Genomic DNA, 24,500 nt, shown 5'->3' on the forward strand with positions numbered 1-24,500 from the left:
TTCACGAGTTGATTTTTATGTTCTATCTATGATCCATAACTTTCTTATCATAATGTAATTGAAGTGAATCTTGGAAAGAAGACTATGTGAAGTTTGATTGATATATTAATGTATTTTAAGTGCTATTTTTTGATGAGGTTTTTGCAGTTTGTGATTCCCGTATACTCCATATAAAGTGGTTAGCCATCCGATACATCAACGTTTTTTTATTTCGAAATTATAAAAAAACCAAATATGAATTATGCAATATTGAATTTTTTATTCTGATACGCATGATGATATTGCTAATTTTACTTATGATTGGCCGTTATAACAGTACTTTTTTAATTTGGAATAAGATTTGCATATTGAATATATAGAAAATTCAAAAAATAACAGGAGGACGAGAGAAATGTATATTTCCAAATAACGAGGTTATTTTTTGTATAAACTGGTCTGACCGGTCTGATATCTAAAACTATGGAGTTGAACTTAAAGATGACAATTGTAAGTGAAACTGTTCAAAAATTTTTATGTGATTTTATTCTTAAGAATAGTCTTATGAGTGGTGACCAGCTTCCGTCTGAAAGAGAATTGGCAAAACTATTAGAAGTAAGCAGATCTTCTGTAAGAGAGGCGTTGCAATCACTTTCTGAAAAAGAAATTATTGAAAAAAAAATAGGGAAGGGGGTGTATGTAAAGAAAAGTTTACATCTCCATGACAGTGCATTTTCAAGCACGTTCGAAATATCTGTCAATATCGATAATTCTCTAGACTTATTAGAACTTCGCAAAGTGATTGAAGCTGAAATCGCCTTTTTGGCTGCAAAAAGGATAAAACCGAGTGAAATCCATATTCTTGAACAATCGCTTGTCGACTTGGAAGTGTGTATTAAAATGGGAACTTCTATCATCGTTCCCGATCTTGTATTTCATAGAACACTAGCACGATCGACAAACAACCAAGTGATTATTGATATGTACAATAATATTTCAGAATTTTTCAAAAAAGTAAGGATTGAAATGGCAACTTATGATGATACAAAAAATGCACTTCATTACCATCAACAGATTTTGAAGGCGGTGAAAAAAGGAGATTCAGATAGAAGTTCTAAATTAATGAAAGAACATATTGAAGATGTGAAAAGCCATTATATCAAAATGGTGGAGGAGTATAGGAGCGTCCAAAACACTCACACCTGATACCATTAATAGGGGGAAATAAAATGAGAGCTAAAACCATCGTTAATTCAGGTTTAATTCAAGAAGAGCCAAATTTTAAGAGAGTACTAACCCTCCCATCCCTTGTATTTTACGGCCTTGCTTATTTAATACCTACGACAGTTTTTGATATGTATGGAATTGTATCGAATATAACTCACGGAATGTTTTCCTTAACTCACGCGTTAACAGCATTAGCAATACTGTTCACGGCATTTAGTTATGGAAGCATGGTTGCCGCTTTCCCGGTTTCAGGTTCTGCATACACGTATGCCCAACAGGCAATAAATCCATATATTGGTTTTTTGACAGGTTGGACTGTCATGATGGATTATCTTCTTGTACCTATGCTGTCTTACGTTATTGCCGCTAATTATATGAATGCGATTTTCCCTGGAATACCTAATTGGATATGGATCCTCGGATTAACTGTCCTTGTGACAACGGTTAGCTACGTTGGCATTAATGTTACTGCCAAAGTAAATAATATAATTGTGTTGGTTCAGCTCTCCATTATAGCTATTGTAACGATTTTTTTACTTAAATTTATTGCCCAAGGAGGAGGAATGGGATCCTTTTTCTCGTGGGATGTATTTGTAAACACTAGTGAGTTTGCTAAACCGGAAGTAGGATGGGGAGTCATTTTTACTGGTGCATCTATACTGGTACTATCATATTTTGGATTTGATGCTGTAACGATGGTAGCGGAAGAAGCTATCAATCCGAGAGTTAATGTTCCAAGAGCGGTATTAATAATTTGTGCGGGTGCGGGGCTTTTATTTACGACCGTATCTTACTTAATGCTATTAGCCTGGCCTGCAGGCTGGAGTGAATTCACGGATGTAAATACGGGAGCACTTGAATTATTTAAAAAGATTGGATTAGGTATACTCGCTGTTATCTACCCTTTCTTCACCTTGATTGGAGCCATTGCGGGCCCTTTAGCTGCACAAACCTCTTGTTCCCGTATGCTGTGCAAAATGGGTGGCGACAGAATTATACCAAAGTTTTTTGGCTACATTCACCCTAAAAAAGCTACTCCAACAAATAGTATTTTATTTATCGGGTCTCTTAGTTTAACTGCTTTGTTTCTTGATGTAAAAACAGTCATTTCTTTAGTGAACTTCGGAGCACTGTTCGGCTGTACCTTCGTAAATATATCCGTTATATTCTATTATTTTATTAAGCAGAAAAAACGTAAAGGCATAAATATTGTACGATACTTGTTATTTCCTTCAATTGGAGCATTGATCACGCTATTCTTTTTATACAAATTGGATATGTATGCAAAGACTGCAGGTTTGATTTGGTTGACAGTTGGAGTTATTTACCTAGGACTCAATACAAATTTCTTCAAAAAACTTCCACCGGAATTAAATATGAATGAAATGAAAGGATGATACTTTAATGACACAATCATATTGGTTAGCAAATGTATTGCTTGAAAGCGCTTTCCTTCGTAAGGATGGAATGGTTACAAAAACAATAACGGAAAACTGTCATATCCTAGTTGAAGAGGGGAAATTCACTAAAATAATCCCGGCTCATGAGAATTTACCCGTTGAGTTGCCAGTTCTGGATACGGGCGGACTGCTAATGCTTCCTGGTTTTCAGGATATGCATATTCACCTGGACAAAACATACTATGGAGGTAAATGGAAAGCTTGTACCCCATTTGTGGATGTATTTGGCCGAATGAAAGAAGAAGAAGACATGCTTCCGTCTCTTCTTCCTGTTACGGAAGACAGGGCGAAGAAGATTTTGGAGCTGCTTTTACAGAATGGAGTAACCCACATACGGGCTCAGTGTAATGTTGACCCAATAATTGGGTTGAAAAACATGGAAGCAGTTTTACAGGCATTACAATCATACGATGGACAGCTTTCTTACGAGTTAGTTGCTTTTCCTCAGCACGGACTCTTGCGAAGTAATTCCGTTCCACTTGTAAGGGAAGCATTGCGAATGGGAGCTACCGCTGCAGGGGGATTGGATCCGGCCATTGTAGATGAAAATATTGAAGCTTCATTACATGCACTCATAGAACTTGCAGTTGAAGCGGATGCAGATATAGATTTGCATTTACATGAACCTGGTCACCTGGGAATTTATACGATGAAACGATTGGCAAAACTTACAGAAGAAGCAGGCTGGCAGGGAAGAGTTACAATTGGACATGCGTTTGGACTCGGGGATGTTCCAGTTGAAGTGGCAGCTGATGCAGCGGAAACTTTAGCTCAAGCGGGTATTTCAATTGCTTCCACTGTACCTATCGATATTCCCACAATTCCAATCCCATTGCTTCATGAAAAGGGTATAAATGTCTCGCTTGTAAATGACAGCATAACGGATCATTGGGACCCATTTGGCACAGGGGACGTGCTTTACAAAGCTAGTCTGATGGCTGAACGTTTCGCTTGGATTGATGAGTGGTCTTTAGGACGAGCCCTAGGTTTTATCACTGGCGGGAAAATGCCTCTTAATTCAGAGGGGGAGAGAGTTTGGCCGACCATTGGTGATAAAGCGGATGCTGTTTTTGTGGAAGCTAGTTGTTCAGCGGAAGCAGTCGCAAGACGTGCAAGGCGCCTTGCGGTTATGCACAAAGGGAAAATTGTTTCAGGTTCATTCAATCAAATCTTAGCAAAAAATTAACATAAAAACGTAAAAACGCTATTCTTTTTGTAGAAATATACAGAACTGATGGCGTTTTTTATGAGTTTTGCTTTCTTAGATGAAATCTATTTTCAAGAAAAACCTCTTATGGTGCCAAAATAATAGAAGATTTGAAGTAATTAGTGAAAGCTGCCGTAAATGGTGGCTTTTATTTTTTAGGCTTTGTTAAAGAATAATGTTGTTATTTGATTTATTCGAACATTTGTTCTGTAATGAACTAAATTACAGCGAGTGAGTTTTAATGGTGTAGCGGCTAAATATCTAGACCATTATTTGAGCTGGTTCCAATTCTTAGACACCATCAAACATATAAAAGATAACTTTACGATAACCAAAATGGTTTTAGACAGTTGTTCTTTCTCAGTTAACACAACTTATGATAAACTAAGGTTATCAGAATTTTCCAAATAACGGAATGTTATTGTTCCGTTAAAGGGCCAGTTTAATTGAAAAAGGAATTGGCATGACACCTTAATTAGTGACCTCTCTACAACAAGCCGCAAATGAATTTTGACCAAAGGGATTATCCAGTAAAGGGTTTAAATTGGAGGGAATAGAAAATGGATGTAAAAACACTTTTGTCACAGCAATGGGCGAGCTGCTTAGATGAAGAAGACTGGTTTCCACCACTTGAAAAAGTGCTGGAGGATATCACTTTTGAACAGGCAATTTGGAAACCAGCTGATGGGGCAATGAATTCCATTTGGGAATTAGTTTGTCATTTACTTTTCTATGAAAAGAGATATCTGATGCGATTTCTTGGTGAAACAGCGAATGAACCACAGGCAGAAAATAATGACTCTACATTTCGATTACCAACTGAGACGTTAGAAAATTGGAAGGAAACAAAACAAGAATACTTTTATGTTCATCGTGAACTTGGAAAAATACTAGCAAAATCAGAACATGAAGATTTGTATAGACAGGTCCCAGGAGAAGATAATTCATTAGTGCTTGAACTGAAGAGTTTAGCAATGCACGACGCATATCATATTGGGCAAATTGTATTCCTTAGTAAAATGCAAGGTGCTTGGGCAGCGAAACGTAGCTTTTAAAAAAGCTTCATTAGCTTTACAGTTATTCCATTATAGGGGGCTTTAATGGAATAAGAACGGGAACGTCCAAATCGGACGTTCCCATATTTTATACCTGAAAAACAACAATACTATTTAACAGAGCCATTTTTTAATAAAAGTGTGAATTAAACGGCTTGACAATATACCCCTATGGGTATAATATGAACTCACAAGTTAAGAATGCATAAATTCACGAGTAAAATGTGCAATCTCACGAGTAAAATGCGCAAATTCACGAGTAAAATGCGCAAATTCACGAGTAAAATGCGCAAATTCACGAGTAAAGTACTCATACTCACGAGTAAAATGTGCAGACCCACGAATAAAGCACACAAATTATGGATATTAGGGCTCATTAGCGTGAGAATGTTGATAAAGAGGCTTTGAATATTCCTTAAGACTATTTGAAGCGTTAATTTGGACATGAACTTGGGGCTTCGCTTCTTAATCGGATAAGGAAATAAGGTAATCAGTTGAGTTTAGTAATTTCATTTGTAAATAGATGGGTGGGCAGAGTATGGAGTATGATAAAAGTGTCATTAATCGTCTGAAGAGGATTGAAGGACAAATCAAGGGTGTTCTTGGTATGATGGAGCAGGGACAGGATTGCAGGGAAATCGTCACTCAGTTGTCGGCTGCACGTAATGCCATCGATAGGACCATGGGTGTTATCGTAAGTGCCAATCTTGAGCAATGCGTTCGGGAAAACGTTGAAAAAGGCGAAGGCACTGATCATTTAGTCAAGGAAGCGGTTGAGCTACTGATAAAAAGCAGGTAAAAGAATTTGACCTGACCTTTAGAAAAAGGAGTGTTATTCATGACTTATATTTTACAAGTGGATTTTAAAATGGAGGGACCATTTGGCCACGAAATGGTAAAAGAATTTACTGATTTAGCAAAAAGCATGAATGAAGAAGAAGGCTTGATCTGGAAGATTTGGACCGAAGACAGAGGGGCAAAGGAAGCTGGTGGCATTTATCTGTTTGAAACGAAGGAATCCGCATGTAAGTACTTGACTATGCACACAGCTCGGTAAAAAGGGTTTGGTATCGAGAAGGTTAACGGAAAAATTTTCGAAGTGAATGAAGTTTTGACTTCAATCAATCATGGACCAATAAAATAAAGAAAAACCTATTCATTCCTTTTTTTAGTGAAGCAGGTTGACGAATTATATTTTTTAGAATATTATATACCCTATAGGGTATATAAAGAAGTGATATCGATCAGGGGGAAAACATAATGACTGAAAAGAAAAGAACGACGATCATATTATTTAGTGGTGATTATGATAAGGCAATGGCTGCTTATATCATTGCAAATGGGGCGGCGGCTTACGATCATGAAGTGACCATCTTCCATACCTTCTGGGGATTGAATGCCTTAAGGAAGGATGAGCCGGTTTCATTAAAAAAGGCATTTATGGAAAATATGTTTGCAAAAATGATGCCGCGTGGTTCAGATAAAATGGGACTATCCAAGATGAACTTTGCTGGAATGGGTCCTAAAATGATCAAACATGTGATGAAAAAGCATAACGCCATGTCACTCCCAAATTTAATTGAGTTGGCCCAAGAACAGGAAATCAAATTAATAGCCTGTACGATGACAATGGATTTATTGGGTTTGCAGCAAGAGGAATTAATGGATGGAATTGAGTATGCAGGTGTTGCGGCATATTTAGCTGAAGCAGAGGATGGAAATGTAAACTTATTTATATAATTTTGGGTACGGGGGATGAACTTTAAATGGGAACTATATTTAATCTCATCATATTAGGTTTCATCGTTTGGTTTTTATATCAGCGATTTGTCCCATCAAAGGGGATAAAAAATATAAATGCGACTGAGTTAAAAGCTGAGCTGAGTAACAAAGGAAATAAGCAATTCATTGATGTCCGTACTCCTAATGAATATAGGGGCAATCATATTAAGGACTTTAAAAATGTACCTTTAAGCGAACTTGGCAAAAGGGCACAAGAACTTTCTAAAGATAAAGAAGTGGTTGTGATCTGCCAAAGCGGGATGCGGAGCAGTAATGCATGTAAAGCATTGAAAAAACTAGGATTTAAAGAAGTCACTAACGTGAAAGGCGGCATGAGTTCTTGGCGCGAATAAAAGGAGGATCTTAAAATTATGAAAGATATTTTACCGAATGAAGTGAACGCATTATTAAAGGGAAACTCGCCAGTCCACATTATTGATGTGCGAGAGGTGGAGGAAGTAAAGGCAGGGAAAATACCCAATGCTTTGAATATCCCGTTGGGTCTAGTGGAATTTAGAATGCAGGATCTGGATAAATCAAAAGAGTATATCATGGTCTGCCGGTCAGGGGGCAGAAGTTCAAGGGCCGCACAGATACTTGAGGATCATGGATATAAAGTGTTGAACATGGTGGGTGGTATGAATGGATGGGAAGGTCCCACAGAATAAATTTTAAATTAGAATATACCCCCATACCTATTAAGGAAACAAGGAGGATATAAAAATGATTAAAACAAATTCCGTTTTGGATGCTAAAGGTTTAGCTTGTCCAATGCCAATCGTAAAAACGAAAAAAGCCATGAGTGGCCTGGAAGCAGGAGAAGTACTGGAAGTTCAAGCGACTGATAAAGGGTCAACTGCCGATATGAAAGCCTGGGCGGAAAGTACAGGTCATCAATATTTAGGTACAGTTGAAGAAGGAACCACACTAAAACATTATCTTCGGAAAGCAAGCGGAGAAGAAACAAAAGTGAAGAAGCATGAAAAAATCATTTCAAATGAAGAACTTCTTCAAGTGATGGAAGAAAATCGAAATATGATCCTTCTGGATGTACGAGAATCCGCAGAGTATGATTTCCATCATATTCCATCAGCAAAATCCTTTCCAATGGGTGAATTGGAACAACGTATGGGTGAACTTGATAAAGAGTCAGAGATCTTCGTGATATGCCGTTCTGGCAGCCGAAGTGATCTTGCTGCACAAAAACTGACGGCGGCTGGATTTGAACAGGTATTCAATGTTGTACCAGGCATGAGTCAATGGAACGGACCTTCACAAAAATCCGTTAATGAATAAAGGTTACTCAAAAATGGAGGAATATATCATGACTAACAAAGTAGCTATAATCGCAAGTAATGGTGGTGTATTTGACGCATATAAAGTGTTTAACATCGCAACCGCAGCGGCAGCAACAGATCAAGAAGTGGCCATTTTCTTTACTTTTGAAGGCTTGAATTTAATTCATAAAGAAACGAATGGACAGCTTCCTTTGCCTGAAGTTAAGGAGCATTTTGCCGAAGGTTTTAAAAAGGCTAATGTTCCGTCCATTCCGGAATTAGTTACTATGGCACAGGAAATGGATGTCAAGTTTATTGGGTGTCAAATGACCATGGACGTTTTGGGGATGGAAAAAGAAGCTTTAGTTGATGGTATCGAAGTAGGTGGGGCAATCACATTTTTAGAGTTCGCTAAAGATGCCGATGTTACATTAACCTTTTAATGAATAATGAAGGTAAAAATTTTTGGAATTTTTAATACTATAGGGGGTATATAGGATGGCGTTTAAGAAAATGACAGCCGCTGAGATTTCAAAGAAGGTAATCAAAAAAACTGACTTATTTATTTTGGATGTTCGAAATGAAAGTGACTTTAATGATTGGAAAATTGAAGGGCAGAACTTTGAATTCCTTAATATCCCTTATTTTGACCTACTGGATGGCGTAGAGGAAATCCTCGATCAAATCCCGGCCAATAAAGAAATCCTAGTAGTATGTGCAAAGGAAGGCTCATCTGTCATGGTAGCTGAAATGCTATCTGAAGCTGGATTGGATGTTTCTTATTTAAAGGGCGGCATGAAAGCATGGAGTGAACACTTGGAACCAGTTAGGGTCGGCGAATTGACCAATGGCGCAGAAATTTACCAATTTGTTCGACTTGGTAAAGGATGTCTATCTTACATGGTCATCTCCAATGGTGAAGCAGCCGTTATTGATTCTACAAGAATGATAGATGCCTATCTTGATTTCGCCGATGGTATCGGAGTGAAAATTACACATGTTCTGGATACGCACTTACATGCCGATCATATTTCAGGTGGAAGACGAATAGCGGAAGTAACAAATGCAGCCTACTGGCTGCCGCCAAAAGATGCGGCTGAAGTAACTTTTGAATATCAGCCATTAGAAAGCGGTAAAGTGATAACGATCGGTCATACCGCGATTGATATCCAAGCATTATACTCCCCGGGCCATACCATTGGATCCACTTCATTTGTGGTCGATCAAAAATACTTGCTTTCCGGGGATATACTATTCATTGATTCCATTGGAAGACCGGACCTAGCTGGATTGGCTGAGGATTGGGTAGGGGATTTGAGAGAAACACTTTATACACGTTATAGACAATTATCGGACGAGTTAATTGTATTGCCATCACATTTCATGATCATCGATGAATTGAATGAAGACGGAAGTGTCGCTAAAAAGTTGGGTGCGCTGTTTGCTGACAATCATGGATTGAACATTGCAGATGAAACGGAATTCAGAGAGTTGGTAACAGGTAATTTACCGCCTCAACCAAACGCTTATCAAGAAATCCGCGAAACCAATATGGGAAAGATCGAGCCTGATGATGAAAAACAACGGGAAATGGAAATCGGACCAAATCGTTGTGCGGTTCGCTAATGCTGGTAAAAATAGAATCCAAGAAAATAGGAGAGATGAAATATGAATACAGATAAAGTGTTAGACGCTAAGGGACTTGCATGTCCAATGCCGATAGTTAAAACGAGAAAAGCGATGAATGATTTGCAAACCGGGCAAGTACTGGAAATACATGTAACCGATAAAGGAGCTAAAGCCGACTTAGCGGCTTGGTCAAGATCTGGTGGCCATGAACTGGTGGAAACGGCTGAAGAAAATGATATACTGAAATTTTGGATCAGAAAAGGCTGATAAAGGGAAGGGAACCATTAGGGTTCCCTTCTTTTAAGGGAGGCACTTACAATGGATATCACCTTTATTTTGACCATCTTTTTGATTGGTTTTATAGGTTCATACATTTCTGGAATGCTCGGCATCGGCGGCTCGATAATAAATTATCCAATGCTCCTGTTCATTCCTCCGATCTTTAGTTTAGCGGCATTTAGTGCCCATGATGTGACAGGCATAAGTGCTGTACAAGTCTTATTCGCTTCCATCGGAGGTATATGGAGCTATCGGAAGAGCGGACATTTAAATAAAACGCTTATTCTCTATATGGGGATCAGTGTGTTAATCGGAAGCATGGTAGGAAGTTTTGGATCACAATCGATGTCGGAAAACGGAGTGAATATCGTCTATGGCGTTTTGGCGTTGATAGCTGCTGTCATGATGTTCATACCGAAGAGAGGGATAGATGACATTCCTTTGGATCAAGTTACCTTCAACAAATGGCTTGCGACCATCCTTGCCTTAATCGTCGGAATAGGCGCTGGTATAGTCGGTGCCGGAGGGGGATTTCTATTAGTTCCGATCATGCTTATCGTTTTAAGAATTCCAACCAGGGTAACGATTGCGTCTTCATTAGCCATCACTTTCATTTCATCCATAGGTGCAACAGTAGGGAAAATCTCAACGGGACAAGTTGAATACTATCCGGCATTAATCATGGTTGTTGCTAGTTTAATGGCATCTCCGCTTGGGGCAATGGCCGGTAAAAAAATGAAGGTAAAAGTTCTGCAGGTCATACTGGCTTTATTGATTTTAGCGACGGCTGTGAAAACCTGGGTGGGTATCATGTCTTGAGGCACTTTCTTGCAGAAAGGGGTGAGTCTTGGGGAGATTTCATCACAGGTACTATAACTGATTCTTGGTACCCCCTTATGGTATCAAGTTTTTTTTTCGTTGCAACAGGCTTCAACTAAAAGGTAGGTAGTTTAACAAAGGGTTGCTGCGGCAACCTTTTTCTTTTGGCACTAAAGGCAGACTAGTCCAAGGAACAACTATTTAGGAAAACTACTTTTAGAAAATCAAGTAGAGTGATAAATTAAATGATTTAAAATTAAGTGGGTTTATGAGAATTGCAATGATTATCTAATAGCTAAGTTTTATATTAGAAGATTACCCTTAATAAATATTTAATTATTTTGTTACTTCTGCATCAGAATTGTAAAAATGCATCAAAAAACCCGATATTAATTAATTTATAGAGTTTTATCAATTGTAAAGAGTTGGCATGCATCTTGCGAGAAGGTATATAAAAAATTAAGGAGGATAAAAGTGGATAAAGGTAGAGTAATAGGGTTTATTCATAGCGGAATAACTGTAAAAAACTTAGAAAATGCACTTGATTTTTATGTAAATATATTAGATTTTGAACTTTTATCAACTCAAGTTGCGAATAGTGCTTATATCTTTGACATTGTAGAAATTACAGGATTAAAAGAAATTAAAATTGCTTTTGTTCAAATTCCTGGGGGGCATGTAATTGAGATTTTAGAATATGTAGGCATTGATATTTATTCGGGAAGTGCACGATCTTGTGATTATGGAACAGGGCATATCTGTTTAAGAGTTGAAAATTTAGAAGAAATGTTTAAAGAATTAAAAGCTAAAGGAATTAAATTTAAGTCTAAAAAAGTAGCAAATATTACAGCAGGTGCAAATAAAGGATCAAAGGCGGTTTATATGCTTGACCCAGATGGCTATATTATTGAATTGATGGAAAAAAGCAAATAAAAATTTCAATAATAAAAAAAGCGTATGTTATCTATGGTGAGAAACAATTGTAACTGTAAGAAAAGATTTAAGCTTATTATTTTTAAAAAAATTGAGTTGAAAATTTTTTGAATCCTTTCTCCAAAGGAGGGAAATCTTTTAATTATGCTTAGACTATTAGAAGGAGATAGTTTTTATGACAATGAATCTGTTTGATTTAACTGACAAGATTGCGTTAATTACAGGCGGCAGTAGAGGGCTGGGAAAAAATATAGGTATGGCCTTGGCTTCAGCAGGCGCAAAAATTATACTTGCGGGTAGAAGTACTAATCAATTAATAGAAACGCAACAAGAGTTTAGGAAGTTAAATCTTGAGGTTTCTATACTAGAATTGGATGTCATCGATCTTAAACAAATTGAATCTCTTGAAGATATTATTCAGGAGCAATTTGGTTATATAGATATTTTGGTTAATGCAGCAGGAACGAATGTACGTGGTCCGATCATCGAAGTTACACCCGATGAATGGGATCAAGTGATTAATACAAATTTAAGAGGCACTTTCTTTGTGTCACAGTCTGTTGCTCGAATGATGTTAAAAAGAAATAAAGGAAAGATATTAAACCTTGCATCGTTAACTAGCTTGATAGGACTGCCTAATATGGGGCCTTATTGTGCATCTAAAGGTGGTGTCGGTCAAATTACAAAATCAATGGCTGTTGAATGGGCCCCATATATTCAAGTTAACGCGATAGCACCAGGATATTTTAACACCGATATGACTAGTGCGATATTCAATGACTCTGAGAAAGTTCAAAACATCTTAAATCGTATACCATATGGTCGTACAGGAATACCAGAAGACCTTTTGGGAACAGCAATTTTTCTTGCTTCTGATGCCTCTACGTATATTACTGGACAAATTCTTTATGTGGATGGTGGGTGGAGTGCTTCCTAGTATTTTTTAGAAGAATAAATAGCTTAATTCAATAAAGATAGAAGTAGAAGCAAGGAGAGTTGACCAGTAAGCATCAAAATGTGCCATAAATGATCTTAAAATAAAAGAGCCATTGGCAAACAACAGTTTTGAATAGAGTGAGGAGATTATTAAAATGAAAGCGTTGTTAAAGAAAAGTCAAGGATTTGAAGGGGTAGAATTGGATGAAATTCAGGAACCCATTACGAAAGCAAATGAAATTAAAGTGAAAGTGTATGCAGCAGGGATTTGTGGTACGGATCTTCATATTATTCATGATGAATATCCGTATACTCCACCTGTGGCGATGGGGCACGAATATTCCGGAACAGTTGTAGAAGTTGGAGAAGAAGTGGAGAAATTTCAAATCGGTGACCGGGTAGTTTCTCTTACAGCTATTGTAACTTGCGGCTCATGCCGATACTGTAATCAAGGACTTCTTATGTTATGTGAACATCGTAAATCCATTGGATCCGGGGTTCATGGAGCATTTGCTGAGTATATTGTTGTTCCAGCAAAATCGGCTTATAAAATTCCAGAGAATATCTCTCTTGATGAAGCAGTACTTACAGAACCTCTAGCATGTGCCGTTCGTTGTATTATGGAAAGGGGGCGTGTCAATGGAGGAGATTTTGTTCTTATCTCAGGACCAGGCACAATCGGACTACTTGCCTTGCAAGTTGTTAAAGCAAATGGAGGGAATTGCATTGTCATTGGTACCTCACATGATAAAGAACGTTTAAATTTAGCATTAGAAATGGGTGCAATGGCGGTTATCGATGTAGAGGAAGAAAATTCTGAAGAAAGATTAATGGCACTGACGAAACAGCAAGGTTTTGATGTAGCCATTGAATGTGCCGGGGTTTCCATATCATTGAATAATTGCATTAAGTTATTACGCAAGCAAGGTATGCTCATTCAAATGGGGTTGTTTGGAAAGAAAATTGAATTTGATTCAGATCTTTCTTTGATCAAAGAAATAAATTATGTAAATGGATTTGCTACAGAACCTACATCATGGGAAATTGCCTTACGGCTTTTAGAATACAAGCATGTTGACGTTTTGCCCTTAATTTCTAATAAGCTTTCTATTGATAACTGGCAAGAAGCTATCCATTTAGCTGAACAGAAAGTGGGCTATAAAACATTGTTATTTCCTAATACATAAAGATGGAAAAACGAATGTAGTAATGTTTGATTTCATTAATAAATTGCTATCCCTTGTATAATCTATTCAATTATGAAAAAAATTAAACGTAATTATATCAAGATTAACCTTAGAATAACTGAATTACACTAGTCAATACTTATAAATATTAAAAAGGCATCGTCATTTATCGACGATGCTAATTTTTATTTTGTAATCTTGTATTTTTGCATTTTTCTCACTAAAGTTGATTGGTCAACTTTTAAAGCTGTTGCAGCTTTCCTGATACTTGGGAAGTTTTTGACGGTATCTCTAATAATCTTAGCTTCAAATGATTCTAGGAGATCTTTTAATGGTTCAACATTAGAACTAAATTTAGGTGAATCAGATGGTGATGTTTCTAAGCTGAACCGAAGATTATCATGAAATTGTAATTCTTTTTGTAAATCATTAAGATCTATTTCGGGATTTTGACTCATTAAGGCGATTCTCTCCACTAAATTTTGTAATTCACGTACATTTCCTGGCCATTCATAATTTGTAAAGGCATTTAAAGCTTCATTTGAAAATTTTCGATTGATACCATACTTATGATTAATATGATTTAAGAAATGATAAATCAAAGGAATAATGTCTTCTTTTCTTTCTTTTAAAGGAGGTATTTTAATTGGGATGATATTTAAACGATAATATAGATCTTCCCTAAATTCACCTTTTGTGATCATTTCTGATAAATCACGATGTGTTGCAGCAATAATTCGAATATCCACAGGAATAGTTTTTGTTCCACCTACACGAGTAATTTCATGTTCTTGTAAAACACGTAACATTTTAACCTGTAATTGGAGCGGCATTTCACCTATCTCATCTAAAAAGATGGTGCCGTGATTAGCTGCTTCAAATAGTCCTGCTTTACCTTTTTGATTCGCACCTGTAAAAGAGCCAGATTCATATCCAAATAGTTCCGATTCTAATAGCGATTCGGGTATTGCGCCACAATTTATTTTAATTAAAGGGTAATCTTTTCTAAGACTATGACGATGAATTAATTCGACGATCTTCTCTTTCCCTACCCCTGAAGCACCTTGGATAAGAACCCCAGAATCTATTTGCGCTACTCTTAATGCACGGTCCAATGCGTCTTTCATAATGTCCGAATGGGCGATTATGGAAAGCTTTGGATCATTTTGTTCTTTTAGTATTTCTAATTCTTCATTAATTTGTTTGTTTTGCTTTTCTAAATGTTGTATTTCTGCTTCGAGAGTATTTAATTGTGTTAAATCCCTTACATTATTAACTATCTTTTCAATTTCGCCATTTTTATTTCGAATTGGAGCAGCCGAAACGAGAACGATTGCTCCTGTGTTGATTTTTTGAAGAATAGTAACTTCTTTATTTTCTTTTAAAGCTTTTAAAGAAGCGGAAGCATCAATAACCCCTTCATCAACAAGGTCTTTAAGACTTCGACCAATACAATCTTTTGCTGATAAACCCGTAATTTGCTCGTAAGAAGGATTTTGATGAATAATAATCCCATCTTTATCGGAAATAACTATACCGTCGAAAGAGGAATTAATAACTTCGTTTAATTCGATTCTTACATTTTGTAAAGAGTCTATTTCCTTTTTTAATCTAACTACATCATTTATTGGATTAATTAAAATAACAATTTGATCATTGTGTATAAAAGTTATGATTTCCGCTGGATAATTTACTAAGTTGAAAGATTGGGCACCTTCTAAAGAAACCTCGATTAGATGTTCAAAATAGTAAGTATATTTTTTTGCTATTGAATTTGAAAATAAGATTTCACCATTTATATTTAATATGACGACGCCAATGATGTTTATTTTTGAAAATAAGTTCTCCATAACTACCTCCTTGCATCATTTTATGATTTGATGAAATTTTACATCGTTTTATTCAATTATACATCATCATTTAAGCAGGAAAGTAGAAAATAATAGGAAAATTAATAGTTTGAAAGTTGGCACGGAAATTGCTTATATTACTTTTGGTAAGGCTTACATATGAAAAACAGGAGGTAAAAATATGTCAAACTTAAATACTGTGAAAGAATCTACTTTTTCAACAGAAAAATTAAAAACGATGTTATATGACATGATGGTTATTAGAAGTTTTGAAGAAACATTGAAGAAATTATATCAAAAAGGGAAAATCCATGGAACGATGCATTTATGTATTGGGCAAGAAGCTACAGCAGTTGGGGCATGTGTTCCATTAACAAATGAAGACAAAATTACAAGTACTCACCGAGGACATGGCCATAGTATTGCCAAGGGAACTAATGTTAAGAAAATGATGGCTGAATTACTAGGAAAAGAAACAGGTTACTGTAAAGGCAAGGGTGGATCTATGCATATTGCCGACTTAGATGTAGGTAATCTTGGTGCAAATGGGATTGTAGCCGCTGGTTTGCCTTTAGGAACAGGAGCTGCATTAACTTCAAAAATGAAAGACTTAGGTTATGTTGTTTTATGTTTCTTTGGGGATGGAGCTTCGAATGAGGGAGCTTTTCATGAATCACTTAATCTAGCATCTGTTTGGAAGTTACCTGTTATTTTCTTCTGCGAAAATAATTTGTATGGTATGTCAGGTTCAATAAAAGAAATGACAAATATTAAAAATATCGCAGATCGTGGAGCTGCATACGGAATTCCAAGTGAAACGATTAATGGCAATGAAATATTAAAAGTTGTTGAAGCAACAGAAAGAGCAGTGGAAAGAGCAAGAAACGGCGAAGGCCCTACTCTAATAGAGGCACATACTTACAGATGGGAAGGACACTCACGTAGTGATGCCAGAAAATATAGAACTAGAGAAGAAGAAAAAGAATGGAAGAAACAAAGAGACCCAATTGCATTATTTAAAGAACAATTAATTGATGAAAAAGTCATTACAGAAGAAGAATTTATCGAATTGGGTAAAAGAGTTCAAGCTGAGATGGATGAAGCAGTCGAATTTGCTGAGAACAGCAAAGCACCAGGTTTAGAAACTTTAACAATAGATATTTATGCTTAAGAGAAAGGTGATGAAATAAAATGAGAGATATTTCTTATTTAGAAGCGATTAGAGAATCAATGAGTCAAGTGATGAGAAAAGATGAAGATGTTTTTATTATGGGAGAAGATATTGGGATTTATGGAGGTGCTTTCGGATTAACAAATGGAATGATTGAAGAATTTGGACCTGAACGGGTAAGAAATACTCCTATATCTGAGGCTGCTATTAGCGGGTGTGCAGTTGGTGCAGCAATGACAGGCATGAGACCTATTTTAGAAATTCAATTTTCAGATTTCGTTATGATCGCTATGGATAACATTGTTAACCAAGCAGCAAAAATGCGGTATATGTTTGGAGGTAAAGCAAAAGTTCCTGTCGTTGTAAGACTACCAGGTGGTTCCGGTGCAGGATTTGCAGCTCAGCATTCACAAAGTTTAGAAGCATGGATGACACATGTACCCGGATTAAAAGTAGTACAACCTTCAAATGCTTATGATGCTAAAGGGTTAATGAAAGCTGCGATTAAAGATGATAATCCTGTATTGTTTTATGAGCATAAACTCCTTTACAACATTAAGGGGGAAGTACCGGAGGAAGATTATGAAATTCGATTAGGTGTAGCAGATATCAAAAAGGAAGGAACGGATATCTCGATCGTCGCAACAGCCATCATGGTAAATCGAGCACTTGAGGCAGCTGCTGAGCTTGAAAAAGAAGGCATCAGTGTAGAAGTGATCGATCCTCGGACATTAGTTCCATTAGATACAGAAACAATTTTAGAATCTGTTAAGAAAACAAGTCGAGTATTAGTTGTTTATGAAGCGGTAAAAAGAGGCGGTTATGGAGCCGAAATTGCGAGTATGATTGCGGAAAGCGATGTGTTTGATTATCTGGATGCCCCAATTAGACGTTTAGGTGGAGTAGCTACGCCAATTCCATATAATCCAGAATTAGAAAAAGCAGCAATTCCACAAGTAAATGACATTATTCAAGAGTGTAGAAAGTTAATGAATAAGTAAGGAGGTGTCATGATGGCAACAGAAGTAGTAATGCCTAAACTAGGCGCAACAATGGAAGAAGGGACAATTGTTTCTTGGTTAGTTCAAATTGGAGAAACAGTAGAAGAAGGAGACCCTATAGCTGAAATTCAAACAGATAAAATTGTATTAGAGATTGAAGCAGAGACAACGGGTGTCTTACTTAAAACATTATATGATGCAGGGGCAGTGGTAAAAGTACATGAAAATATCGCCTACTTAGGTGAAGAAAATGAAAGTGTAGAAGACTTGGAAAAACAGTCACCAAGCGTCTCTTTACAGTCTGCTGAAGAACTGATTCCGACACCGGCTGAAGAGTCAGCCATTCAAACTAGACAACTAGAAAGTGGTTATAAAATTAGAAGAACACCTGCTGCTAGAAAATTAGCTAAAGACACTCAAATTGATTTAAGAAGTTTTACAGGTTCAGGTCCACTTGGACGTATACAAAAAAAAGATGTAGAAAGTTATTTAGCTGAACATAGTCAGAAAATTACGCCGCTTGCGAAGAAAATTGCTGAAGATCAAGAGATTGATTACCGTGGGATTACAGGGAGTGGCACGCGAGGAAAGATCGTTAAAGATGATATTATTACAGGTTCTGCGGGTGAAAATAATGGAAATAAGACAAACGCTCAAGATGAAAGACGAGTTCCGTTTATAGGCATGCGTAAAGTTATAGCAGATAGAATTTCAAGCAGTGCTTATACCGCTCCACATGTAACGCTCTTATCGGAAGTCGACATGACAAAGTGTGTATCTCTTCGTAAGGATTTATTACCAGTCATTGAAAAAGCGGAAGGCTTAAGAATATCTTTCAATGACATTCTAATTAAAGCGACAGCATTTGCTCTAAAACTACATCCAGGTATGAATATTTCATTAGAAGGAAACGAAATCGTCTACCATTTTAACATTAATATCGGTTTAGCTGTAGCAGTGCCAGATGGTTTAGTTGTACCTGTTCTTAAAGATGTTGAACAAAAAGGACTTGCAACTATTACAAGAGAAGCAAAAATGATCGGGAAACAAGCCCGGGAAGGAAAACTATCTCCTGATGATATGCGGGGAAGCACATTTACGATCAGTAATTTAGGAATGTACGCTGTTGATGGATTTACACCAATTATTAATACTCCAAATGCAGCAATTTTAGGTGTAGGTCGTATTCGGGAAAAGCCAGTCAGTGTAAATGGTGAAGTAGTTGTTCGATCTATGATGAACTTAAGCTTATCTTTTGATCATCGTATTATTGACGGTGCACCAGCAGCCGCATTCATAACTGATTTAAAAGATACATTAGAAAACCCTTTCAAATTAATGATATAAGGTGGTAACAGTATGACCTCGTACGATGTGGTAATAGTAGGTGGTGGCCCAGGCGGTTATGTTGCTGCGCTTAGAGCTGCCAAAAATGGAAAAAAAACAGCGCTTGTAGAAGCAGATTATTTAGGCGGTACATGTCTGAATAGGGGCTGTATTCCTTCTAAAACTCTATTAAAACATGCAGAAATTATTGAAGGAATTGAGAAGGCGAAAAACTGGGGAATAAAAACTGAAAACCTGAGCTTTTCATTAACAGAGATGTTTGCCCGTAAAGACCAAGTAATTGCTTCCCTGCGGAGTGGCATTGATCATTTACTGAACGCTGCAAAAATTGATGTTTATAAAGGATACGGAACAATCCATGATGATAAAAAAGTAACGGTTCAACTAGAAAATGAGTCACAACAAATCAGCGGGGAAAAAATTATTATCGCAACAGGCAGCCAACCTGTCGTACCGACAATTGAAGGTCTCGAGGATGTAAGTTATCACACAACAGATACTATTTTTAGCATCACAAAGATCCCTAAGTCGATTGTGATTGTCGGTGGAGGGGTGATCGGAGTAGAGTTTGCGAACATTTTTGCTAGTTTAAATACAGAAGTGACTATTGTCGAACTAGGTGTAAGAATTATTCCAACAGAAGATGAAGATGCTTCGAAGGAGTTACTGAAAAGTTTAAAGAAAAAGGGCATTAAAGTGTTAACGAAGTACCAAGTGATGTCAGTTAATGAAAGCGATAGCGGAAAAATCATTAATGTAAAGTCCGAAAAAGGTGAATTCGAATTCTTAACATCCGATGAAATACTTTTGGCTGTTGGCCGTAAACCAAATCTCTCTGCTGTTTCAGAACTACATCTTCATATGAACGGCAGACATATTGCGGTAAATGATTATTTAGAAACAAGTAAAAAAGATTATTTTGCTGTTGGCGATGTGATAGGTGGGCTGCAGTTGGCTCATGTTGCAAGTGCTGAAGGGTTAACGGCTATTGAGAATTTAGATGAGGAAAAGGAAAAAATGAATTACAAAGTGATGCCTCGCTGTATATATACAAATCCACAAGTTGCTAGTGTAGGGCTGAGTGAAGCCGAACTAAAGGATAGAGGAATTAAGTATAAGGTAAATAAATACTCTTTATCTGGTAATGGAAAAGCTTTAGCAGCAGGTGAAACAGAAGGGTTTTCAAAAGTAATGGTTGATGAGAAATATGGTGAAATATTAGGTGTTGTTATGGTAGGCGCTCAGGTGACAGAAATGATTAGTCAATCCTCTGCTTATATGTACTTAGAAGGAACGGTTGATGAGTTTGCTCATATGGTGCAACCACATCCATCTCTTTCTGAAATATTAATGGAATCCGCAAATTCACTTATTGGAAAAGGTATTCATTCTTAAATTAATAAGAAGGTGTGTATTTATGTTTGATTTACATGGTAAAAAAGCCATTATAACTGGTGGCGCTCAAGGATTAGGCTTTTCAATAGTAGAGGCTTTTCATCATGCAGGTGTTGAAATTGCAGTAATCGATATTTCAGATGAAGTATTTAATCTCTCTACTAAATTAGAAGCCTATGATGCTAAAGTTCATGCTGTAAAAGGGAATTTATTAGATATTGAGAATTTAAGGCAGTCTTTCACTGAATCTTTAGAGAAATTAGGCGGTACAGTTGATATTTTAATTAATAGTGCTGGCTTAATCGAGAGAAAACCTGCATTAGAATTTTCACTTGAAAGCTGGAATAGAATTCTCGGATTAAACGTAACCGCTGTTTTTGAATTATCGAAATTAGCTGCTAAAGAAATGAAAAAACAGGAATCAGGAAAGATCATTAATATGGGATCTATTCTTTCGGTACTAGGCGGTTTTAATGCAGCCGCTTATTCGACTAGTAAAGGTGCAGTTTTACAATTAACAAAGTCTTTATCAAATGAATGGGCAGAGTATGGCATTCAAGTCAATGCCATCGCACCAGGCTATATGTTAACGACAATGAATGATGATCTTATGAATGATCCAGTAAGAGGACCGCAAGTAGAAGCTAGAATTCCTGCTAAAAGATGGGGAACACCTCAAGACGTTGCAGGTGTCGCTTTATTTTTAGCTGCTCCTGCATCTAATTATGTGACAGGTACATTAATACCTGTAGATGGCGGCGTACTAGGAAGATAAATTTTTTGAAGGGGTGCAATCTAGAGTGAGAAGGTTATATATTAATGGTGGATGGATTGATCTGAACAATAAGCAGGAGTTAATTTCCCCTTATTGGGGACGCAGCTATTGCTGCTGCTAATAATACAAGAGAAGTAATGGCAAACCCAACAGCTTTTGAAAAGGCAGAAACTCCTAGAGAAATTTGCCACTATATTAAAGGAAAATAGAATAAAGGCTGCTCAAATTATCTCTTTGGAATTCGCAAAACCCATTAAAGTTTTCTTTGGGAGAAGGATATAGAACGATTGAAACATATAAGTTTGCTGCAGAAGAAGCCAAACTAATTCATGGTGAAATGATTTCTGTAGATGTTGCTCAAAATAGGGTGAATCGACTAGGGTATACGTGTTATGACTGCATATTGATATGTTCGCAGATTCATATAAGCTGCTTGTTTTGGGAAGAATAATATGAGGAGTTGATTGTATGATGGAAAAACCTTCTAGAGTTCGTTATGGGATTATTGGATTTTCATTTGTAGCCTGCTTGATTAACTACGGAGATCGTATAGCAATCTCAGTTGCTTCGCCTGCAATAATTGAAGAATTAAATTTTACCCCTATAGAATGGGGATATATATTAAGCGCTTTCTTTTGGACTTACTCATTATTTGGATTAATTGGTGGCTTTGTCAATGATAAATTTGGAGCAAGAAACACTTATGGTTTTACGATGATCATATGGTCTATGGCAGTGGGGCTTACTTCTATGGCGTGGAATTTTATTTCATTACTTATCATACGTTTGTTGTTTGGAGCAGGTGAGGGGCCTCAAGTTCCAACAGCAACAAAGGTTGTTTCAAACTGGTTTCCGAAAGCTGAATCTGCTAGAGCACTGTCCTTATCTCAGGTGGGGACAACCATTGGTCCTATCATTGCGACACCGCTTGTAGCTTGGTTAACAGTGGAAATGGGGTGGAGAGTAAGTTTTATTGTTTTAGCATCATTAGGTATTATTTGGGCGATAGGCTGGTTTTTATTTGCAAAGGAATATCCAAATCAGCATAAGAAGGTAAATCAAAAAGAACTAGATTATATTCAACAAGATAAAGGAAACGAACTTGATAATGATGGTATAGAAACAACCAGCGGCTCTAAGATTTCGACATGGTCTTTTATTAAAAAACCGTACATCTTGAGTGTGAGTTTATGCTATTTTGCTTATTCCTTTGTATTATTCTTAGTAGTTACTTGGTTCCCAAATTACTTAGTAGATCAAAGGGGTATGACAATGAAAGAAATGGGTATCTTTTCAATATGGCCATGGGTTGGGGCTTCTATAGGATTGATGATAGGAGGTTACCTTGCTGACCATTTGGTAAAGAAATCAAAAGACGGAAATTTAGTTTCAGGTAGAAAACATATGATTATCATTTGTCAAATTTTTACAGCTATTACATTTTCACTTTCTGCCGTGGTAGAGTCTACTGCTTTAGCATTAACTTTAACTACCATTGCTATGGCATTTTTATTAGGAAGTTGGCAGTATCAATCTCTTGTAATTGCTATTGTGCCTAAACAAAAATTAGGTGCAGTATCAGGTTTTGTACAATCTATTTCAGCTGTAGGGGGTATCTTAGCTCCAATCGTAACTGGATATATTGTTGAGTTATCTGGTTCTTATAATACCGCTTTTTATTTAGGATCAATTTTCTGTCTTATAGGTGCAATATTAGTTGCGATTTTTGTTCGTCCTATTAAAGAAAACACAGAGCAAAATCTAAAAAATACAGCGAATTTGTAAATAGCAATTATTTGGTGAATGGGGCGATACTGTTTAACTTAATTATGGTTTTTTGGGCAATGCAAAATAAAAACTATCAAAAATAATGAACTTCAGTTTAGTAAAAAAAATGCTTTCTTAATAAACTAACGGGTACGTAATATCATAAGGTCGACCAGTAAATTACTGGTTGGCCTTTTTTAAATAGAATCTATTATATCAGTAACCAGGGTACGACGTACGAGTGTGTGGGACTTGATCCAGTGAACTTAAACTGTTCGCCTCCTTACTTGTAGAAACATGTTTGAGGCTGGTTGAGCCGTAGAATGTGTATAACAAGCGAAGCTATGACACTGCATGGAGAACAAGGGGTACTGATTAGTAAGTAGAGGAGTAAAAAACAATGAATCCAGTTGTTTGTCTGGATGTGGCAGAAGGAGAGCCAAGTTCAGGCAAATTTTAAATCAATTTAAACCGATGGGAAGAGCTTTTCAATTAAGTATATCAAAGCGGAAATAGATCGTTTTTTAGACTTTCTGATAGAAGTCGAAGAGGTGACAGGGCAGATGTTTATGGACATTTTAGAATCTAGAGGAAATACCCATTCTCCCGTTATTCAATACCTGGCTGAACAAGGGTTTCTATATATCTAATAAATCTGATATTTGAAAGGGTTTGTTCTATTGATCTTGTATCAACTTATGAATAACGGTTAATAAATTTTTCTTTATTTCAAACACCTTCAGTAAAAACGGCAACATTGAAGGTATGTAACTTATAAAATAACCGAACCGGAACTTATTATTCACTTCGTTTTTTACCCTAATTACATGACTGCACCGAGTACAAAGGGTGGAGACATGCTTCTAATGGTTTACTGAACTTTATGTAAAGGAGTTTATTTAGATGACTCAATCTAAGCGACAAGAAGAACGCCAATGGAAAGATCGTAAACAATCGCAAAATCCACATGGTAAGGTTAAATCATTTGACCAATTAGCTGAAGGCATGGGCAAAAATGAATCTGAAACTAAGTAAAATTGTTTATGAATGAGAGGCTATCCGAGGAGAACCCTACATAATAGTGAGGTCATTCCCTTGGGAATCATTTCTTTTATAGATCAGAGGAGTGGCATACCTCAATAACTGCTTCCGCGTTTAGGTGAACATTTTACACTATAAAAGAAAAGGGAACATGACTCGGATTAATGATCTGCCATAAAATCATTAAGTAACACGATGGTAATATTGTCTATCAAAGTAAAGTGACCGAAGGAACCTTGGTGGAGATTACTTTGTCTTTGGCCTGTTAGTAATATTTTCATCTTAAACAATGATTGCTTATAAAAACTAATGGACGCTTCCTTTAATGGGACGTCAATTTTTTTTATATTTACCCATATATTAAACCTTTAGTTAGCGTTATGAAT

At 36.7% G+C, this 24,500-nt stretch carries 24 protein-coding genes and 2 pseudogenes; 25 read left to right on the forward strand and 1 reads right to left on the reverse strand.

What is annotated here, in order from left to right; genetic code table 11:
• Positions 1 to 477: 477 nt before the first annotated feature.
• The 18 genes and pseudogenes from BW986_RS16470 to BW986_RS16550 all read left to right on the forward strand — a co-directional run bounded on the left by BW986_RS16470 (position 478) and on the right by BW986_RS16550 (position 13,767).
• On the forward strand, positions 478 to 1,182 hold the full coding sequence (locus BW986_RS16470) for a FadR/GntR family transcriptional regulator (protein WP_076368934.1): 705 nt from the start codon (positions 478 to 480) through the stop codon (positions 1,180 to 1,182).
• Between the two features lie 23 nt (positions 1,183 to 1,205).
• A complete protein-coding gene (locus BW986_RS16475; RefSeq protein WP_081395658.1) occupies positions 1,206 to 2,600 on the forward strand; it encodes an APC family permease in 1,395 nt (464 codons plus the stop codon).
• Between the two features lie 7 nt (positions 2,601 to 2,607).
• Positions 2,608 to 3,849, forward strand: a complete 1,242-nt coding sequence (locus BW986_RS16480) for an amidohydrolase (RefSeq protein WP_076368935.1) — start codon at positions 2,608 to 2,610, stop codon at positions 3,847 to 3,849.
• A 258-nt stretch (positions 3,850 to 4,107) separates the two neighbouring features.
• Positions 4,108 to 4,281, forward strand: a pseudogene (locus BW986_RS30780) (IS1595 family transposase); the annotation flags it as partial.
• 149 nt (positions 4,282 to 4,430) lie between these two features.
• Positions 4,431 to 4,925, forward strand: a complete 495-nt coding sequence (locus BW986_RS16485) for a DinB family protein (RefSeq protein ID WP_076368936.1) — start codon at positions 4,431 to 4,433, stop codon at positions 4,923 to 4,925.
• Between the two features lie 538 nt (positions 4,926 to 5,463).
• Entirely contained in the window at positions 5,464 to 5,724 is a 261-nt protein-coding gene (locus BW986_RS16490; protein ID WP_076368937.1) for a metal-sensitive transcriptional regulator, read from the forward strand.
• Between the two features lie 39 nt (positions 5,725 to 5,763).
• A pseudogene (locus BW986_RS16495) lies at positions 5,764 to 6,069 on the forward strand (monooxygenase).
• 116 nt (positions 6,070 to 6,185) lie between these two features.
• Positions 6,186 to 6,665: a DsrE/DsrF/DrsH-like family protein gene (locus BW986_RS16500; protein ID WP_076368938.1), complete on the forward strand. Its 480-nt coding sequence runs from the start codon at positions 6,186 to 6,188 to the stop codon at positions 6,663 to 6,665.
• 26 nt (positions 6,666 to 6,691) lie between these two features.
• Positions 6,692 to 7,060 (forward strand): rhodanese-like domain-containing protein, encoded by a 369-nt coding sequence (locus BW986_RS16505; protein ID WP_076368939.1) that lies wholly within the window; start codon positions 6,692 to 6,694, stop codon positions 7,058 to 7,060.
• Positions 7,061 to 7,078: 18 nt separating this feature from the next.
• Positions 7,079 to 7,375: a rhodanese-like domain-containing protein gene (locus BW986_RS16510; RefSeq protein ID WP_076368940.1), complete on the forward strand. Its 297-nt coding sequence runs from the start codon at positions 7,079 to 7,081 to the stop codon at positions 7,373 to 7,375.
• 49 nt (positions 7,376 to 7,424) lie between these two features.
• Positions 7,425 to 8,003, forward strand: coding sequence for a sulfurtransferase TusA family protein (locus tag BW986_RS16515; protein ID WP_142244641.1), 579 nt, complete (start codon positions 7,425 to 7,427; stop codon positions 8,001 to 8,003).
• 28 nt (positions 8,004 to 8,031) lie between these two features.
• Positions 8,032 to 8,427, forward strand: a complete 396-nt coding sequence (locus BW986_RS16520) for a DsrE/DsrF/DrsH-like family protein (protein WP_076368942.1) — start codon at positions 8,032 to 8,034, stop codon at positions 8,425 to 8,427.
• A gap of 55 nt (positions 8,428 to 8,482) precedes the next feature.
• Positions 8,483 to 9,610: an MBL fold metallo-hydrolase gene (locus tag BW986_RS16525; protein ID WP_076368943.1), complete on the forward strand. Its 1,128-nt coding sequence runs from the start codon at positions 8,483 to 8,485 to the stop codon at positions 9,608 to 9,610.
• Positions 9,611 to 9,652: 42 nt separating this feature from the next.
• Positions 9,653 to 9,880 (forward strand): sulfurtransferase TusA family protein, encoded by a 228-nt coding sequence (locus BW986_RS16530; RefSeq protein ID WP_076368944.1) that lies wholly within the window; start codon positions 9,653 to 9,655, stop codon positions 9,878 to 9,880.
• Positions 9,881 to 9,931: 51 nt separating this feature from the next.
• Positions 9,932 to 10,711 (forward strand): sulfite exporter TauE/SafE family protein, encoded by a 780-nt coding sequence (locus BW986_RS16535; RefSeq protein ID WP_076368945.1) that lies wholly within the window; start codon positions 9,932 to 9,934, stop codon positions 10,709 to 10,711.
• Between the two features lie 474 nt (positions 10,712 to 11,185).
• Positions 11,186 to 11,644 (forward strand): VOC family protein, encoded by a 459-nt coding sequence (locus tag BW986_RS16540; RefSeq protein WP_076368946.1) that lies wholly within the window; start codon positions 11,186 to 11,188, stop codon positions 11,642 to 11,644.
• A 175-nt stretch (positions 11,645 to 11,819) separates the two neighbouring features.
• The gene (locus BW986_RS16545; RefSeq protein WP_081395660.1) at positions 11,820 to 12,581 is read left to right on the forward strand and encodes a glucose 1-dehydrogenase; all 762 of its coding nucleotides are present in this window, start codon (positions 11,820 to 11,822) and stop codon (positions 12,579 to 12,581) included.
• A 154-nt stretch (positions 12,582 to 12,735) separates the two neighbouring features.
• Complete coding sequence (locus tag BW986_RS16550) at positions 12,736 to 13,767, forward strand: zinc-binding dehydrogenase (RefSeq protein WP_076368947.1); 1,032 nt, start codon at positions 12,736 to 12,738, stop codon at positions 13,765 to 13,767.
• 185 nt (positions 13,768 to 13,952) lie between these two features.
• On the opposite strand, the gene BW986_RS16555 is transcribed toward BW986_RS16550, so the two are convergent.
• Positions 13,953 to 15,617: a sigma-54 interaction domain-containing protein gene (locus BW986_RS16555; RefSeq protein ID WP_076368948.1), complete on the reverse strand. Its 1,665-nt coding sequence runs from the start codon at positions 15,615 to 15,617 to the stop codon at positions 13,953 to 13,955.
• Between the two features lie 181 nt (positions 15,618 to 15,798).
• Here BW986_RS16555 and BW986_RS16560 point away from each other — a divergent pair, with 181 nt between their 5' ends.
• The 7 genes from BW986_RS16560 to BW986_RS30530 all read left to right on the forward strand — a co-directional run bounded on the left by BW986_RS16560 (position 15,799) and on the right by BW986_RS30530 (position 24,108).
• Positions 15,799 to 16,788: a thiamine pyrophosphate-dependent dehydrogenase E1 component subunit alpha gene (locus BW986_RS16560; protein ID WP_076368949.1), complete on the forward strand. Its 990-nt coding sequence runs from the start codon at positions 15,799 to 15,801 to the stop codon at positions 16,786 to 16,788.
• A 20-nt stretch (positions 16,789 to 16,808) separates the two neighbouring features.
• The gene (locus BW986_RS16565; RefSeq protein ID WP_076368950.1) at positions 16,809 to 17,789 is read left to right on the forward strand and encodes an alpha-ketoacid dehydrogenase subunit beta; all 981 of its coding nucleotides are present in this window, start codon (positions 16,809 to 16,811) and stop codon (positions 17,787 to 17,789) included.
• Positions 17,790 to 17,801: 12 nt separating this feature from the next.
• Entirely contained in the window at positions 17,802 to 19,136 is a 1,335-nt protein-coding gene (locus BW986_RS16570; RefSeq protein WP_076368951.1) for a dihydrolipoamide acetyltransferase family protein, read from the forward strand.
• Between the two features lie 12 nt (positions 19,137 to 19,148).
• On the forward strand, positions 19,149 to 20,531 hold the full coding sequence (lpdA, locus tag BW986_RS16575) for a dihydrolipoyl dehydrogenase (protein ID WP_076368952.1): 1,383 nt from the start codon (positions 19,149 to 19,151) through the stop codon (positions 20,529 to 20,531).
• 22 nt (positions 20,532 to 20,553) lie between these two features.
• A complete protein-coding gene (locus BW986_RS16580; protein WP_076368953.1) occupies positions 20,554 to 21,306 on the forward strand; it encodes an SDR family NAD(P)-dependent oxidoreductase in 753 nt (250 codons plus the stop codon).
• A gap of 468 nt (positions 21,307 to 21,774) precedes the next feature.
• A complete protein-coding gene (locus BW986_RS16585; protein WP_076368954.1) occupies positions 21,775 to 23,091 on the forward strand; it encodes an MFS transporter in 1,317 nt (438 codons plus the stop codon).
• A gap of 885 nt (positions 23,092 to 23,976) precedes the next feature.
• Complete coding sequence (locus BW986_RS30530; RefSeq protein ID WP_221408324.1) at positions 23,977 to 24,108, forward strand: DUF6254 family protein; 132 nt, start codon at positions 23,977 to 23,979, stop codon at positions 24,106 to 24,108.
• Positions 24,109 to 24,500: the final 392 nt, after the last annotated feature.

This window comes from Peribacillus simplex, assembly GCF_900156045.1.
In the GTDB taxonomy this organism is placed as follows: domain Bacteria; phylum Bacillota; class Bacilli; order Bacillales; family DSM-1321; genus Peribacillus; species Peribacillus simplex_D.

Coding starts and splice junctions, on each gene's coding strand:
- BW986_RS16560 (WP_076368949.1), top strand. CDS start 15,799: ATGTCAAACTTAAATACTGTGAAAGAATCTACTTTTTCAACAGAAAAA.
- lpdA (WP_076368952.1), top strand. CDS start 19,149: ATGACCTCGTACGATGTGGTAATAGTAGGTGGTGGCCCAGGCGGTTAT.
- BW986_RS16480 (WP_076368935.1), top strand. CDS start 2,608: ATGACACAATCATATTGGTTAGCAAATGTATTGCTTGAAAGCGCTTTC.
- BW986_RS16535 (WP_076368945.1), top strand. CDS start 9,932: ATGGATATCACCTTTATTTTGACCATCTTTTTGATTGGTTTTATAGGT.
- BW986_RS16510 (WP_076368940.1), top strand. CDS start 7,079: ATGAAAGATATTTTACCGAATGAAGTGAACGCATTATTAAAGGGAAAC.
- BW986_RS16565 (WP_076368950.1), top strand. CDS start 16,809: ATGAGAGATATTTCTTATTTAGAAGCGATTAGAGAATCAATGAGTCAA.
- BW986_RS16585 (WP_076368954.1), top strand. CDS start 21,775: ATGATGGAAAAACCTTCTAGAGTTCGTTATGGGATTATTGGATTTTCA.
- BW986_RS16580 (WP_076368953.1), top strand. CDS start 20,554: ATGTTTGATTTACATGGTAAAAAAGCCATTATAACTGGTGGCGCTCAA.
- BW986_RS16550 (WP_076368947.1), top strand. CDS start 12,736: ATGAAAGCGTTGTTAAAGAAAAGTCAAGGATTTGAAGGGGTAGAATTG.
- BW986_RS16490 (WP_076368937.1), top strand. CDS start 5,464: ATGGAGTATGATAAAAGTGTCATTAATCGTCTGAAGAGGATTGAAGGA.
- BW986_RS16505 (WP_076368939.1), top strand. CDS start 6,692: ATGGGAACTATATTTAATCTCATCATATTAGGTTTCATCGTTTGGTTT.
- BW986_RS16530 (WP_076368944.1), top strand. CDS start 9,653: ATGAATACAGATAAAGTGTTAGACGCTAAGGGACTTGCATGTCCAATG.
- BW986_RS16520 (WP_076368942.1), top strand. CDS start 8,032: ATGACTAACAAAGTAGCTATAATCGCAAGTAATGGTGGTGTATTTGAC.
- BW986_RS16500 (WP_076368938.1), top strand. CDS start 6,186: ATGACTGAAAAGAAAAGAACGACGATCATATTATTTAGTGGTGATTAT.
- BW986_RS16570 (WP_076368951.1), top strand. CDS start 17,802: ATGGCAACAGAAGTAGTAATGCCTAAACTAGGCGCAACAATGGAAGAA.
- BW986_RS16555 (WP_076368948.1), bottom strand. CDS start 15,617: ATGGAGAACTTATTTTCAAAAATAAACATCATTGGCGTCGTCATATTA.
- BW986_RS30530 (WP_221408324.1), top strand. CDS start 23,977: ATGACTCAATCTAAGCGACAAGAAGAACGCCAATGGAAAGATCGTAAA.
- BW986_RS16485 (WP_076368936.1), top strand. CDS start 4,431: ATGGATGTAAAAACACTTTTGTCACAGCAATGGGCGAGCTGCTTAGAT.
- BW986_RS16475 (WP_081395658.1), top strand. CDS start 1,206: ATGAGAGCTAAAACCATCGTTAATTCAGGTTTAATTCAAGAAGAGCCA.
- BW986_RS16525 (WP_076368943.1), top strand. CDS start 8,483: ATGGCGTTTAAGAAAATGACAGCCGCTGAGATTTCAAAGAAGGTAATC.
- BW986_RS16470 (WP_076368934.1), top strand. CDS start 478: ATGACAATTGTAAGTGAAACTGTTCAAAAATTTTTATGTGATTTTATT.
- BW986_RS16545 (WP_081395660.1), top strand. CDS start 11,820: ATGACAATGAATCTGTTTGATTTAACTGACAAGATTGCGTTAATTACA.